Origin of the sequence: Caballeronia sp. RCC_10 (genome assembly GCF_041360715.1) — a bacterium.
Taxonomy (GTDB): domain Bacteria; phylum Pseudomonadota; class Gammaproteobacteria; order Burkholderiales; family Burkholderiaceae; genus Caballeronia; species Caballeronia grimmiae.
Genome location: NZ_JBFUPT010000001.1, coordinates 322,812 through 335,878 on the forward strand (window position 1 = coordinate 322,812; position 13,067 = coordinate 335,878).

Below are 13,067 nucleotides of genomic sequence, written 5' to 3' on the forward strand. Positions count from 1 at the left end.
TCATTGACGGCTCAGCTGCGTTGAGCCGCCACCACCACGACTTCGACGAGGCAATCGGGGTTCGCCAGCTTCGCCTCGACGGTGGCGCGCGGCGGCGTGTTGCCCGGCGCGACCCATGCGTCCCACACGGCGTTCATGCCGGCGAAATGCACCATGTCGGAGACGTAGATTTGCACGGACAGCAGATGCGACTTGTCGCTGTTCGCCTCTTCCAGCAGGCGGTCGATGTGGCCCAGCACTTCGCGCGTCTGGCCGGTGATGTCCTGGTTCGTGTCCTCGGCGATCTGCCCGGCGAGATAGACGGTGCCATTGTGAATCGCGATCTCGGAAAGCCGTGCGCCGACGTGGTGACGAGTGACTGCCATGTGTATGTCGATCCTTTGAAGTGGTTCAAGAACAAGACCGAGCGTCAGGCGCTCAGCCCGATATTATGCCCCGCTGGCATTGTTTTCGAGAAAGAACGCCCGGGCGGTGGCGATCTGATCGTCCGCAAGAAAGGCGGGCGCGTGGCCGGTATTGGGCACTTCCACACTCGACACCGCCTGCCCCGTCTCCATCATCTTTCGCACCGTCTCACGCGAAAGCAGGTCAGAGCTTTCGCCGCGCACGACCAGCACCGGCGTCGCGATTGCCGCGAGCGAGCGCCACATGAACGCCTCGCCGGCCGCGTTCTGTTCCTCCGTGGTCGCGGAGAACGGCGCGGCGATGCCGGGGTCGTAGCGGAAGGTCCACGCGCCATCGCGCTCGTGCAGCAGCGGGGTGTTGATGCTCGTCCATTCGTCCCCGGTCAGCGGGCCGAACGATGCCGCGAGCTTCGCCGCATGCCGCACGCCTTCATCGAGCGATGCGAACCGCGCCGGCTTGCCGAGGTATTCGCGGATGCGCTCCAGCGCAACCGGTTCGATATGCGGTCCTACATCGTTGAGCAGCATCTTGCGGATCGGCGTGCCGGGCAGCCCGCCGAGCGCCATGCCGATGAGCCCGCCCATCGACGTGCCGAACCAGTCGACCGTTTCGACGTTGAGCCGCGCGATCAGCGTCACCATGTCGGCGACATATTGCGCGACGCCGTAATAGCGCGAGTCCGCGAGCCAGTCCGACAGGCCGCGCCCGACGACATCCGGACACACCACGCGATACTCGCTCGAAAACGCCTTGGCGAGCCGGTCGAAGTCGCGGCCCGAGCGCGTAAGGCCATGCACGCACAGTAGCACGCGCGGGTTCGCCGGATCGCCCCATTCCGTGTACGCGACGCGATGCAGCCCCGCCGGACTCGCGCACTGCACGAATCGCTGACGCGGCTCGTCGAGCGTGTAATGCGATGCTTCGGCAACGATGGATGCGCTCATGGAATTTCCTCGTGGAAGGTGTCGGAACGATTGTAAAGCGCCCGGCTCGCAGCCGAACGTGCGTTAGCCGAACGGCCGATGTCCGGCGCTTGGCGCAGGCCCGCAAAAAGCAAAACGGGCGAAGCCTTGCAGCCCCGCCCGCTTCTTACGACGCTATATCGCCTCGTCAGCTCACGCTGCTGACATCGAGCGGCGCGCCCGTCTTGCGCTGGATTTCGTCGACGGTGACGCCGTCGGCCAGTTCGACGAGCTTGAGGCCTTTTTCGGTCACGTCAATGACGCCGAGATCCGTGATGATGCGATCGACCACACCCACGCCCGTCAGCGGCAGCGTGCACGCTTCGAGGATCTTGTGCTGATCGCCCTTCGCGACATGCTCCATCAGCACGACGACGCGCTTCACGCCCGCGACGAGGTCCATCGCGCCGCCCATGCCCTTGATCATCTTGCCGGGGATCATCCAGTTGGCGAGATCGCCGGTCTTGCTGATCTGCATCGCGCCGAGGATTGCCAGGTTGATGTGGCCGCCGCGAATCATCGCGAACGAATCCGCCGACGAAAAGATCGACGAGCCCGGCAGCGTCGTCACTGTCTGCTTGCCGGCATTGATGAGATCGGCGTCGACTTCTTCGTCATACGGCGACGGGCCGATGCCGAGCAGTCCGTTCTCCGACTGCAGCCACACTTCGACGCCCTGCGGCACGTGATTGGCAACGAGCGTCGGCAAGCCGATGCCCAGATTCACGTAGAAGCCGTCCTGCAGTTCCTTCGCCGCGCGCGCGGCCATCTGGTCACGAGTCCAAGCCATGGTCATTCTCCTTTCGCGCGGACGATGCGTTGTTCAATGCGCTTTTCCGGATGCGCATTCAGGACGAGCCGTTGCACGAAGATGCCCGGCGTGTGGATCGCGTCGGGATCGAGCTCGCCGACTTCGACGATCTCCTCGACTTCCGCGACGGTGATCTTGCCGGCCATCGCGCACATCGGATTGAAGTTGCGCGCCGTGCGGCGATAGATCAGGTTGCCCGACTTGTCGGCCTTCCACGCCTTGACGAGACCGACGTCCGCCGTCAGCGAATGTTCGAGCACGTAGTGGTTCTCGCCGAACTGACGCGTTTCCTTGCCGTCCGCGATCACCGTGCCGTAGCCGGTGTTGGTGAAGAACGCCGGGATGCCCGCGCCGCCCGCGCGCAGCTTCTCCGCGAGCGTGCCTTGCGGCGTGAATTCGAGTTCCAGTTCGCCGGCGAGATATTGCCGCTCGAACTCCTTGTTTTCGCCCACGTACGACGAAATCATCTTCTTGATCTGGCGCGTTTCGAGCAGCAGGCCAAGCCCGAAGCCATCGACGCCCGCGTTGTTGCTGATGCAGGTGATGTCCTTCACGCCCGAGTCGCGCAGCGCCGCGATGAGCGCTTCAGGGATGCCGCACAACCCGAATCCGCCGACGGCGAACGTCTGCCCGTCCTTGACGATGCAATCGAGCGCTTCTTTCGCGCTGGGATAGACCTTGTTCATCTGTTCGTCCCTTCCATGTGTGAACCCGACTGAAAACCGTTTTTTTCTCCGCCGTCCGGATCGATCCGGCGGCGTTTTGATTGGCGAAAAGAGTACGCTGCGCAGTCCATCCGGCACAATACGCAAAAATACATAAGTCATTGCCCGCGCGCGTTGGTTCCTCGAGCGGCCGGGCGCCCGATTCCACATGCGTGCACTGGATTATCAAACCGCGTTTCACCTCGCGCCCGTCGGCCTCGTGCTCTCGCGGGAGCGGATCATCGAGGATTGCAACGAGCAGGTCTGCGCGATCTTCGGTTTCGAGCGCGAGGCGCTGATCGGCCAATCGTTCGAGGTGCTGTATCCGACGCCGGACGAATTCGCGCGCATCGGCGAGCGCATCGCCGCGCACATCGTGGATCGCGGCACGTATGGCGACGATCGCATCATGAAGCGCTCGAACGGCGAACTGTTCTGGTGCCACGTCACTGGCCGCGCGCTGGATCGCGCCGCGCCCCATGCGGCCGGCGTGTGGACGTTCGAGGATTTGAGCGCGACACGGCGCGTCGCGATCGAACTGACGCCACGGGAACGCGAAATCGCTGCGCAGCTCGTGACGGGCAAGACCAGCAAGCAGATTGGGCGCGTGCTCGACATCAGCCCGCGCACGGTCGATATCTACCGCGCGCGCCTCATGCGCAAATACGACACGGGCAATGCAACCGAACTGCTGCAGCGGCTGCTCGGCAACTGAACGGGCCGCTGCCGTGCCCGGTTACTGCGCGACGGGCGCGCCGGTCTCGATGATCTGCCGCAACAGATCGGGAAGCGGCACCGACTTCCCCGCCGCATAGTCGATCCACACGATCTTCGCCGCGCCCCGCGCGTAGAGCACGCCGGGCGCGTCCGCGCGATACAGCTCGAAGCGCGTATCGAAGCTGCTGCGGCCGGGCTTGCCGGCCGACATCCGCGCCACCACGTCGCCGGGATAATGCAGTTGCTTCAGGAACTCCATCGACGCATTGACGATCACCGGCCCCTGCCCTTCGCCGTTGCCGCCCGCGATGCCGATTTCCTCGAACCACGAAATCCGCGCCTGCTCCATGTAGCGGAAATAGACGGTGTTGTTGACGTGGCCGAAAGCGTCCATGTCGCCCCAGCGGATCGGCATGGACATCTCGAAAACGGTGTGAAAGTCGCTGTCGTTGCTTGTGTTGCTCATCGGGTGATCGTTCCAGTGTCGAAAAAGGCGTCGCGCCGCGGCACTGGAAAAAGCAACCCGTGCGCCCGGCGCGTCAGAGCGAGAAACCGTCGTCCGCCGATATCACCGAGCCGTTCATGAACTGCGATTCGTCCGCCGCGAGCAGCAGCAGCAGGCCGTCGAGGTCCTCGGGGGAGCCCACGCGGCGGCGCGGCAGCATCGAAACGAGCCGCTGGCCCTGTTCGGTCTTCCAGTGATGATGGTTGATCTCGGTATCGATATAACCCGGGCAGATCGCGTTGACGTTGATGCCGTGGCGGCCCCATTCGAGCGCCATGGCCTTGGTCATCTGCACGACGGCGGCCTTGCTCATCGAATAAAGGCCGATCTGCGGGAAGGCGCGCAGGCCCGCCACCGACGCCACGTTGATGATGCGGTAAGCCGGCTTGGCCGCGCCGTTGCCGCGCATGATCATGCGCTTGGCCACTTCCTGCGCGACGAAGAACGCGCCGCGCACGTTGGTGCCGAAGACGAATTCGAAGTCGGCGGGCGTGGCCTCCGTCAGCTTTTGCGTTGTCGAGACGCCCGAGTTATTGACGAGAATGTCGATGGTACCGGCTTCCGTCTCGGCGTGCGCAACCGCCGACTTGACGCTCTGATAGTCGGTCACGTCGAGCGCGACGACATGCGCCGCGCCGCCCGACGCCTCGATTTCCGCGCGCAGTTCCTTCAGGCGCTCCGTGCGGCGGCTGGCGAGCACGACTTTCGCTCCCGCCTGCGACAACACCTGCGCGAAACGCTTTCCGAGTCCACTGGACGCGCCGGTGATCAGCGCGACCTTGCCTTCCAGGTTGATCGAACGGCCCATTGTGCTTCCTTGTTGTACGGTTGATTCAGCCTCGGCGGATGCTCCGTCAGCGCGATGCGCGCCGCCGCGGCACTTGGCGAAGATACCCATACCACGGCATCACGCAAATTAGTACGATCGTGCCAAATGAGTGACCTTCGGTTGCAGCCCGCCTGACGTTCGCTGACAATACGCGATCTTGAAAGGCCATTCTAACGGTAGAGAGGAGCATTGATGACCCCGGCGAGCCTTATCGAGCAGTACGGTCCCCGCGAATCGATGGAATACGACGTCGTGATCGTCGGCGGCGGGCCAGCCGGTTTGTCGGCTGCCATTCGCCTGAAGCAACTGGCCGAGGAACGCGGCGTCGAAATCGGCGTTTGCGTGCTGGAGAAAGGCTCGGAGATCGGCGCGCACATTCTGTCAGGCGCGGTCATGGACCCGCGCGGTCTGTCCGAGCTGATCCCCGACTGGAAGGAAAAAGGCGCTCCGCTCGACGTCGAGGTAACGGAGGATCGCTTCCTGTTCCTGTCGCCGACCGGCGCGAAGCAGGTGCCCAACTGGCTGCTTCCCGACAACTTCAAGAACCACGGCAACTACGTCATCAGTCTCGGCAACGTCACGCGCTGGCTGGGACAACAGGCCGAAGCGCTCGGCGTCGAAATCTTCCCCGGTTTTCCGGCAGCCGAAGTGCTCTACGGCGACGACGGCGCGGTAAAAGGCGTGATCACCGGCAACATGGGCATCGGCAAGGACGGCGAGCCGACCGAGAACTTCCAGCTCGGCATGGAACTGCACGGAAAGTACACGATCTTCTGCGAAGGCGCGCGCGGGCATCTCGGCCGTCAGCTGATGGAGAAGTTCAAGCTGAACCAGAACGCCGATCCGCAGGTTTACGGCATCGGCATCAAGGAGCTGTGGGAGATCGATCCGGTCAAGCACAAGCCGGGGCTCGTCATTCATACGGCCGGCTGGCCGCTCGATCCCGACACCTACGGCGGCTCGTTCCTCTATCACATGGACAACAACCAGGTGGTCGTGGGCTTCGTCGTGGGGCTGGGCTATTCGAACCCTTATCTTTCGCCGTTCGAAGAATTCCAGCGATACAAGACGCATCCGTCGATCCGCGCGTTCCTCGAAGGCGGCAAGCGCATCTCTTATGGCGCGCGGGCAATCACCGCGGGCGGACTGATGTCGCTGCCGAAGCTCGTGTTTCGGGGCGGCGCGCTTGCGGGCGACGACGCCGGCTTCCTGAATGCATCGCGCATCAAGGGCAGTCATGGCGCGATCAAGTCGGGCAAGATGGCCGCCGAAGCCGCGTTCGAGGCCGTTCAGGCTGGCCGTCAGGGCGACGAACTCGGCGCATATGCCGAAGCCTTCGACAATTCATGGCTCAAGACCGAGCTTTACCGCGCGCGCAATTTCAAGCAGTGGATGAGCAAGGGCCTGTATCTCGGCACCTTCATGGTCGGGCTGGAGCAGAAAGTGATGGGAGGCAACGTGCCGTGGACGCTGCATCACCAGCATCGCGATCACGAGATGCTGAGGCCCGCGTCGCAATGCAAGCCGATTGTCTATCCGAAGCCGGACGGCAAGCTCACGTTCGATCGTCTCTCGTCCGTGTTCATTTCGAATACGAATCACGAGGAAAATCAGCCGCCGCATCTGACGCTGAAAGATCCGAGCGTGCCGGTCAACGTCAATCTGCGCACGTATGCGGGTCCCGAAGCCCGCTATTGCCCGGCTGCGGTCTACGAATTCGTGAAAGCGGAGGACGGCGGCGAGCGCCTGCAGATCAACGCGCAGAACTGCGTGCACTGCAAGACCTGCGATATCAAGGACCCGACTCAGAACATCGTCTGGGTGACGCCGGAAGGCGGCGGCGGGCCGAACTATCCGAACATGTAAACGACAAAGGGCGCCGGTTGATGAAACCGGCGCCCTTTTCTCTTTCCTGGCGATTACTTGCCCGGCGCGTGCGCCGCGATTTTCGGCGTGCCGACGACGACATCGCCGCATTGCGCGCGATGCCGCAGCGCGTGATCCATCAGCACCAGCGCGAGCAGCGCTTCGGCGATGGGCGTCGCGCGAATGCCGACGCACGGATCGTGTCGACCGAAGGTTTCGACGGTCGCGCTCGCGCCCGCCTTGTCGATGGAGTGGCGCGGCGTGCGGATGCTCGACGTCGGCTTGATTGCAAGCGACACCGTGATGTCCTGCCCGCTCGAAATGCCGCCCAAAATGCCGCCGGCGTTATTGGTCGCGAAGCCTTCCGGCGTCATCTCGTCGCCGTGCTGCGAGCCGCGTTGGGCGACGCTCGCGAAGCCCGCGCCGATCTCGACGCCCTTCACCGCGTTGATGCCCATCATCGCGTGGGCGATGTCGGCGTCCAGTCGATCGTAAAGCGGCTCGCCCAGTCCCACGGGCACGCCGCTCGCCACGACTTCGATGCGCGCACCGACCGAATCGCCATCGCGGCGAAGGCTGTCCATGTACGCTTCCAGTTCGGGCACGACATCGGCGTTCGGCGCGAAGAAAGGATTCTCCGGCACGTGGCTCCAGTCGACGAACGGAATCGGGATCTCGCCCAGCGCGCCCATATAGCCGCGCGTCTCGATGCCGAACTTCTCGCGCAGCCACTTCTTCGCGACGGCACCCGCCGCGACCGTCGGCGCAGTCAGCCGCGCCGATGACCGGCCGCCGCCGCGATGATCGCGCACACCGTACTTCTGCCAGTAGGTGTAGTCTGCGTGGCCGGGGCGAAAGGTCTCGACGATATTGCCGTAGTCCTTGCTGCGCTGATCCGTATTGCGGATGAGCAGCGCGATGGGCGTGCCGGTCGTCACGCCTTCAAATACGCCCGACAGAATCTCGACCTGATCCGGTTCCTGCCGCTGCGTGACGTGCCGCGACGTGCCCGGACGGCGGCGATCCAGTTCGAGCTGAATGTCGGCCTCCGCGAGCGCCATGCCCGGCGGGCAGCCGTCGATCACACAGCCGATGGCCGGACCGTGCGATTCGCCGAAGTTCGTGACGGTGAAGAGCGTGCCAAGGGTGTTGCCGGACATGAGCGTCGACCTGAAAAGAGTGTCGGGGAAACCGCCATTATGCCAGCGGCGCCGGGTTTATCGCCTTGCCCCGCGCAGCGCGGAGACGAGTTCGTGCAGGTGCTGTGGCGTTGCATCGACGGGCGCGATCGGCTCGCCGACCGCAAGCGTGAGCCGGGTCATCACGCCGCGCCTGATCGGGCGCGGCCATCGGGCGTCCTCGTGGCGCGAGAACACGCTGCCCCACAGTCCGCGCAGCGCCATCGGCACGACGGGCGCGGAATGGCGCCGCAGAATCTCCGAAACGCCATGCCGGAAAGGGTTGATCTCGCCAGTACGCGTGAGCTTGCCTTCCGGAAAGATGCAAACCAGTTCGCCTTCGTCCAGCGCGCGCTGACACGCCTGATACGCGCGTTCGAGCATGTCTGCGTCTTCGTGCGCGGGGGCGACCGGGATGGCCTTCACGTGACGGAACAGCCAGCCGATGAACGGCGTGCGGAAAATCCGATGGTCCATCACGAAGCGGATCGGGCGCGGGCTTTCGGCCATGATGACGACGGCATCGACGAAACTCACGTGGTTGCAAACGAGCACCGCCGCGCCCTCCGGCGGGATGCGCGCCGCGTCGACGAGCCGGATGCGATAGAACGTATGCACGAGAATCCACGCGATGAACCGCAGCAGGAATTCCGGCACGAGCGAATAGATATACACGGCGACCACCACGTTGAGCAGCGCCGTGACGAGAAACAGGCCGGGAATGCCGACGCCCATCGACGTGAGCGCGAGCGCCAGCAGCGCCGAGGCGATCATGAAGGCCGAATTGAGGATATTGTTCGCCGCGATGATGCGCGCCCGGTGGGTCGGCTGACTGCGCGCCTGAATCAGCGCGTAGAGCGGGACGCTGTAGAAGCCGCCGAACATCGCGAGCAGGAACAGATCCGCGAGAATGCGCCAGTGCGGCATCGCGAGCAAGAATTCCCTGACGCCGAGCAGATGCGACGCCGGCGCAATGCGATGACTCGCGAAGAACAAGTCGATGGCGAACACGCTGATGCCGATCGACCCCAGCGGCACGAGCCCGATCTCGACGCGTCGCTTGGACAGCCGTTCGCACAGCAGCGACCCCGTGCCGATGCCGAGCGAGAACGTCGCGAGCAGGATGGTCACGACATCCGGATTCGCGGACAGCACGTCTTTCGCGAAGTTGAAGAACGAGGTGAGGAACGTCGCGCCGACGAACCACAGCCACGAAATCCCGAGCAGGCTCAGAAAGACGGTGCGGTCGGACTTCGCGAGCCTGAGATTGCGCCAGGTTTCGGAAACCGGATTCCAGTTGATGCGCAAGTCCGGCTGCGACGCCGCCGACTTCGGCACGAACGCCGACGCCACGCGCCCGAGGACCGCGAGCGCCACACACGCGATCGCGAGCAGCAGCGCACCATGTTCGGACGCGCCCGCCGCCGCCCCGCCGACGATCGTCCCGATGAGGATCGCCACGAACGTGCCCATCTCGACGAGTCCGTTCCCGCCGACGAGTTCGGACGCACGCAGATGCTGCGGCAGATACGCATACTTGACCGGGCCGAACACGGTCGAATGCACGCCCATCAGGAACGTGCAGAGATACAGCAGCGGCGCGCTATGGAACAGAAAACCCGCGGCGCCGATCAGCATCACGACGATCTCGAAGCTCTTCACGAGGCGCGCGAGCACGGCCTTGTCGTACTTGTCGGCGATCTGGCCGGACGTCGCTGAAAACAGCACGAACGGCACGATGAAGATCGCGGAAATAAGGAACGCGGCGGTCTTCGGATCGACACCCGAGAAGCGCGCGGCCTGAAACGTCACGAGCGACGTGAAGCCGACCTTGAAGACGTTGTCGTTCATTGCGCCGAGGAACTGCGTCCAGAAGAACGGCGCGAAACGGCGCTCGCGCAGAAGGCCGAACTGACCTTCTCCGTCTTCGTGCGGGCGGCGGGAATGGCGCGCCGCCTTGTCTTGCGGGGCGTCCAGAGGATTGTCACTCATGACTATCGATGTAGTTGATCCGGTGTTGATCGCCATTGCGATCGAATCCGGATGGTAACGAAACGAGATGGCGAAGAAGAGCCCGCGCCGCGAAATGTGTCTTTACGTGCGATGGCTCCAGGCGAAAAAAAGCGCGCCGCTCGGGCGCACTGCGCATCGCCGGCTCGGGCATCGTCTGGGCGACGCCCCGAGTGTCAGCGAGCGTCCTGCTGCTCTTCCGGCCAGTCGCGGATATAAGCCTTCAGCATGCGATTCTCGAACCCCTGCTCTTCCACGACCGCGCGGGCCACGTCATAGAAGGAGATCACGCCCATCAGCGCGCGATTTTCCATGACCGGCAAGTAGCGGACATGGTGCTCGAGCATCATGCGGCGTACTTCGTTCACGTCCGTTTCCGGCGTGCAGGTGAGCGGGTGATCGTCCATGACCTTGCGGATGGTCGTCGCGCCGACGCCGCCGCCGTTATCGCGCAGCGTCAGGATGATCTCGCGGAATGTCAGCATGCCGACGAGATCGCCATATTCCATGACGACGAGGGAGCCGATGTCGTGCGCGGCCATGACGTTGATCGCGTCGGAGAGCGGCGTATCGGGCGTAACGGTGAAAAGCGCGTTGCCTTTCACCTTCAGAATGTCGCTGACTCGCATCACTTTCTCCTTGCGAAATGCCTGTCCAGATGTCAAAGCGTTTGTGAAACCATGGGTCGATGCTATCGGAAAGGCCCGCAAAAGGAAAGCGAGGCAAGCCCGCGTCAGCCTTTCGGACAAGGCTTTGCGGCCGGGCGCACGCGTTCACCCTAGTTCGCGCGCCCCAAGCCCGATGCTAGGATGACCGACCCCTATTCCGCCGGCGGCCAGGCGCCCCGGCCGACGACGATGCCAGCCAACCGTTTCGATACGCTCGCGCTGCATGCGGGCGCCGCACCCGATCCCGCCACCGGCGCGCGGGCCACGCCGATCTATCAGACCACCTCGTTCACCTTTCGCGACACCGACCACGCCGCCGCGCTCTTCAATATGGAGCGATCGGGACACGTCTATTCGCGCATTTCGAACCCGACGGTGGCGGTGTTCGAGGAACGCGTCGCGGCGCTCGAAGGCGGCGTCGGCGCGATCGGCACGGCGAGCGGTCAGGCCGCGTTGCATCTGGCGATCGCGACGCTGATGGGCGCAGGCTCGCATGTGGTCGCGTCGAGCGCGCTGTATGGCGGCTCGCACAACCTGCTGCATTACACGCTGCGGCGCTTCGGCATCGAAACGACCTTCGTGCCGCCGCACGACCTCGACGCCTGGCGCGCGGCGGCGCGGCCCAACACGCGGCTCTTTTTCGGCGAGACGCTCGGCAATCCGGGCCTCGACGTGCTCGATATCGCGGCCGTCGCCGAAATCGCGCACGCGCACGCCGCGCCCCTGCTCGTCGATTCGACCTTCACGACGCCTTACCTGCTGCGCCCGTTCGAGCATGGCGCGGACCTCGTCTATCACTCGGCGACGAAGTTTCTCGGCGGTCACGGCACGACCATCGGCGGCGTGCTCGTGGATGGCGGGACGTTCGATTTCGCGGCGAGCGGCCGCTTTCCCGAATTCACCGAGCCCTACGACGGCTTCCACGGCATGGTGTTCGCCGAGGAAAGCACGGTCGCGCCGTTCCTGCTGCGCGCCCGCCGCGAAGGACTACGCGATTTCGGGGCGTGCCTGCATCCCCAGGCGGCGTGGCAACTGCTTCAGGGCATCGAAACCTTGCCGTTGCGCATGGATCGGCATGTCGCGAATACGCGCAAGGTGATCGACTTTCTGCTCGGTTCGCCGGCAGTCGACGGCGTGGCTTATCCCGAACTGCCGACGCATCGCGATCACGCGCTGGCCGAACGTCTCTTGCCGCGCGGCGCGGGCGCGGTGTTCAGCTTCGACCTCCGCGGCGGCGTGCCGGCCGCGCGACGGTTCATCGAATCGCTGACGCTGTTTTCGCATCTGGCGAACGTGGGCGATGCGCGCTCGCTCGTGATCCATCCCGCCTCGACGACGCACTTTCGCATGGACGCCGCCGCGCTGCTCGCCGCGGGCATCGGGCCGGGAAGGATCCGGCTGTCGATCGGACTAGAAGACCCGGACGATCTCATCGACGATCTGAAACGCGGGCTGAAAGCCGCGCAGAAGGCCATCGAAAGTGGCGATTCGAATACCGCACCGCTCGGGAGCCGCGCATGATTCTCGATGTCGGGGGCCATCGCGCCTATGTCTACACCGGCGGCAAAGCCTTCGATCCGGCGCGTCCCGCGATCGTCTTTATTCACGGCGCGCAGCACGACCATAGTGTGTGGGCGTTGCAGACGCGTTACTTCGCGCATCACGGCTTCGGCGTGCTTGCGGTCGACCTGCCGGGCCACGGCCGCAGCGACGGCCCCGCGCGGCGCGACATCGGCGCGCTCGCGGACTGGCTGATCGACGTGCTCGACGCGGCCGGCGCGCCCCGCGCGATTTTCGCCGGCCACAGCATGGGCTCGCTCGTCGCGCTGGATGCCGCCGCGCGTTATCCCGAACGGGCCGCAGGCCTCGCGCTCGTCGCCACCGCCGCGCCGATGACCGTCTCCGATGCGCTCCTCGATGCCGCCCGCGAGCGCGAGCCGCAAGCGATCGGCATGGTCAACCAGTGGTCGCATTCGACGATCGCCGCGAAACCTTCGAGCCCCGCGCCCGGCTTCTGGCTGCAAGGGATGAACCAGCGGTTGATGGAGCGCATCGGCGCATTGGGCGAAGCGCAGCTCTTTCACACGGATTTCAGTGCGTGCAACGCCTACACCGATTCGCTCGAGCGGGCCGCTTCCGTGCGCTGCCCGGTGTGCGTGCTGAGCGGCAAGCGCGATGTGATGACGCCGCCGCGCGCCGCGCGCCCGCTCGTCGATGCGTTGCGCAAAGCCGGCGCATCGGTGCGGACGATAGAACTGGAAGGCGGCCACGCGCTGATGTCGGAAGAGCCGGATGCAGTCCTCGACGCGCTGTTTTCATTCGCCCTCGCCTGCGCGAAGCCGGCCTGAGCGCGCCGCTTGCACGCGTGTGCGCGCCGCCGCAGAATGGTTCTTGCTGACGTTATCGCGTCAT

13 protein-coding genes are annotated in these 13,067 nt (G+C 64.5%); 4 read left to right on the plus strand and 9 right to left on the minus strand.

Annotated features, from left to right (window positions below; translation table 11 throughout):
- Nucleotides 1-11: 11 nt before the first annotated feature.
- From AB6804_RS01540 to AB6804_RS01555, 4 genes are all read right to left on the minus strand, one after another.
- A complete protein-coding gene (locus AB6804_RS01540; RefSeq protein WP_035967012.1) occupies nt 12-365 on the minus strand; it encodes a RidA family protein in 354 nt (117 codons plus the stop codon).
- A 63-nt stretch (nt 366-428) separates the two neighbouring features.
- On the minus strand, nt 429-1,349 hold the full coding sequence (locus AB6804_RS01545; protein WP_370884950.1) for an alpha/beta fold hydrolase: 921 nt from the start codon (nt 1,347-1,349) through the stop codon (nt 429-431).
- Nucleotides 1,350-1,515: 166 nt separating this feature from the next.
- Complete coding sequence (locus AB6804_RS01550) at nt 1,516-2,157, minus strand: CoA transferase subunit B (RefSeq protein ID WP_370884951.1); 642 nt, start codon at nt 2,155-2,157, stop codon at nt 1,516-1,518.
- Between the two features lie 2 nt (nt 2,158-2,159).
- Nucleotides 2,160-2,864, minus strand: coding sequence for a CoA transferase subunit A (locus tag AB6804_RS01555; RefSeq protein WP_370884952.1), 705 nt, complete (start codon nt 2,862-2,864; stop codon nt 2,160-2,162).
- A 187-nt stretch (nt 2,865-3,051) separates the two neighbouring features.
- Between AB6804_RS01555 and AB6804_RS01560 the strand changes: the two genes are divergently transcribed.
- On the plus strand, nt 3,052-3,597 hold the full coding sequence (locus AB6804_RS01560; RefSeq protein WP_244792753.1) for a LuxR C-terminal-related transcriptional regulator: 546 nt from the start codon (nt 3,052-3,054) through the stop codon (nt 3,595-3,597).
- 21 nt (nt 3,598-3,618) lie between these two features.
- On the opposite strand, the gene AB6804_RS01565 is transcribed toward AB6804_RS01560, so the two are convergent.
- Complete coding sequence (locus AB6804_RS01565) at nt 3,619-4,065, minus strand: acyl-CoA thioesterase (protein ID WP_370884953.1); 447 nt, start codon at nt 4,063-4,065, stop codon at nt 3,619-3,621.
- A gap of 73 nt (nt 4,066-4,138) precedes the next feature.
- The gene (locus AB6804_RS01570) at nt 4,139-4,912 is read right to left on the minus strand and encodes an SDR family oxidoreductase (RefSeq protein WP_309765088.1); all 774 of its coding nucleotides are present in this window, start codon (nt 4,910-4,912) and stop codon (nt 4,139-4,141) included.
- Between the two features lie 213 nt (nt 4,913-5,125).
- On the opposite strand from AB6804_RS01570, the gene AB6804_RS01575 reads away from it, so the two are divergent.
- Nucleotides 5,126-6,799, plus strand: coding sequence for a 4Fe-4S dicluster domain-containing protein (locus AB6804_RS01575; RefSeq protein ID WP_370884954.1), 1,674 nt, complete (start codon nt 5,126-5,128; stop codon nt 6,797-6,799).
- A 53-nt stretch (nt 6,800-6,852) separates the two neighbouring features.
- Here AB6804_RS01575 and aroC read toward each other — a convergent pair whose 3' ends face one another.
- The 3 genes from aroC to AB6804_RS01590 all read right to left on the minus strand — a co-directional run bounded on the left by aroC (nt 6,853) and on the right by AB6804_RS01590 (nt 10,616).
- On the minus strand, nt 6,853-7,959 hold the full coding sequence (aroC, locus tag AB6804_RS01580) for a chorismate synthase (RefSeq protein ID WP_370884955.1): 1,107 nt from the start codon (nt 7,957-7,959) through the stop codon (nt 6,853-6,855).
- A 57-nt stretch (nt 7,960-8,016) separates the two neighbouring features.
- The gene (locus AB6804_RS01585) at nt 8,017-9,969 is read right to left on the minus strand and encodes an MFS transporter (protein WP_370884956.1); all 1,953 of its coding nucleotides are present in this window, start codon (nt 9,967-9,969) and stop codon (nt 8,017-8,019) included.
- 194 nt (nt 9,970-10,163) lie between these two features.
- Nucleotides 10,164-10,616: a CBS domain-containing protein gene (locus tag AB6804_RS01590; protein WP_035967026.1), complete on the minus strand. Its 453-nt coding sequence runs from the start codon at nt 10,614-10,616 to the stop codon at nt 10,164-10,166.
- Between the two features lie 228 nt (nt 10,617-10,844).
- On the opposite strand from AB6804_RS01590, the gene AB6804_RS01595 reads away from it, so the two are divergent.
- Entirely contained in the window at nt 10,845-12,176 is a 1,332-nt protein-coding gene (locus AB6804_RS01595; RefSeq protein WP_370885397.1) for an O-acetylhomoserine aminocarboxypropyltransferase, read from the plus strand.
- Complete coding sequence (locus tag AB6804_RS01600) at nt 12,173-13,003, plus strand: alpha/beta fold hydrolase (RefSeq protein ID WP_370884957.1); 831 nt, start codon at nt 12,173-12,175, stop codon at nt 13,001-13,003. The genes AB6804_RS01595 and AB6804_RS01600 overlap by 4 nt, the downstream gene beginning before the upstream one ends.
- Nucleotides 13,004-13,067: the final 64 nt, after the last annotated feature.

Bases quoted from the DNA above. Each gene is read 5' to 3' on its own strand.
- AB6804_RS01540 (WP_035967012.1), bottom strand. From the start codon at position 365: ATGGCAGTCACTCGTCACCACGTCGGCGCACGGCTTTCCGAGATCGCG.
- AB6804_RS01545 (WP_370884950.1), bottom strand. From the start codon at position 1,349: ATGAGCGCATCCATCGTTGCCGAAGCATCGCATTACACGCTCGACGAG.
- AB6804_RS01550 (WP_370884951.1), bottom strand. From the start codon at position 2,157: ATGGCTTGGACTCGTGACCAGATGGCCGCGCGCGCGGCGAAGGAACTG.
- AB6804_RS01555 (WP_370884952.1), bottom strand. From the start codon at position 2,864: ATGAACAAGGTCTATCCCAGCGCGAAAGAAGCGCTCGATTGCATCGTC.
- AB6804_RS01560 (WP_244792753.1), top strand. From the start codon at position 3,052: ATGCGTGCACTGGATTATCAAACCGCGTTTCACCTCGCGCCCGTCGGC.
- AB6804_RS01565 (WP_370884953.1), bottom strand. From the start codon at position 4,065: ATGAGCAACACAAGCAACGACAGCGACTTTCACACCGTTTTCGAGATG.
- AB6804_RS01570 (WP_309765088.1), bottom strand. From the start codon at position 4,912: ATGGGCCGTTCGATCAACCTGGAAGGCAAGGTCGCGCTGATCACCGGC.
- AB6804_RS01575 (WP_370884954.1), top strand. From the start codon at position 5,126: ATGACCCCGGCGAGCCTTATCGAGCAGTACGGTCCCCGCGAATCGATG.
- aroC (WP_370884955.1), bottom strand. From the start codon at position 7,959: ATGTCCGGCAACACCCTTGGCACGCTCTTCACCGTCACGAACTTCGGC.
- AB6804_RS01585 (WP_370884956.1), bottom strand. From the start codon at position 9,969: ATGAGTGACAATCCTCTGGACGCCCCGCAAGACAAGGCGGCGCGCCAT.
- AB6804_RS01590 (WP_035967026.1), bottom strand. From the start codon at position 10,616: ATGCGAGTCAGCGACATTCTGAAGGTGAAAGGCAACGCGCTTTTCACC.
- AB6804_RS01595 (WP_370885397.1), top strand. From the start codon at position 10,845: ATGCCAGCCAACCGTTTCGATACGCTCGCGCTGCATGCGGGCGCCGCA.
- AB6804_RS01600 (WP_370884957.1), top strand. From the start codon at position 12,173: ATGATTCTCGATGTCGGGGGCCATCGCGCCTATGTCTACACCGGCGGC.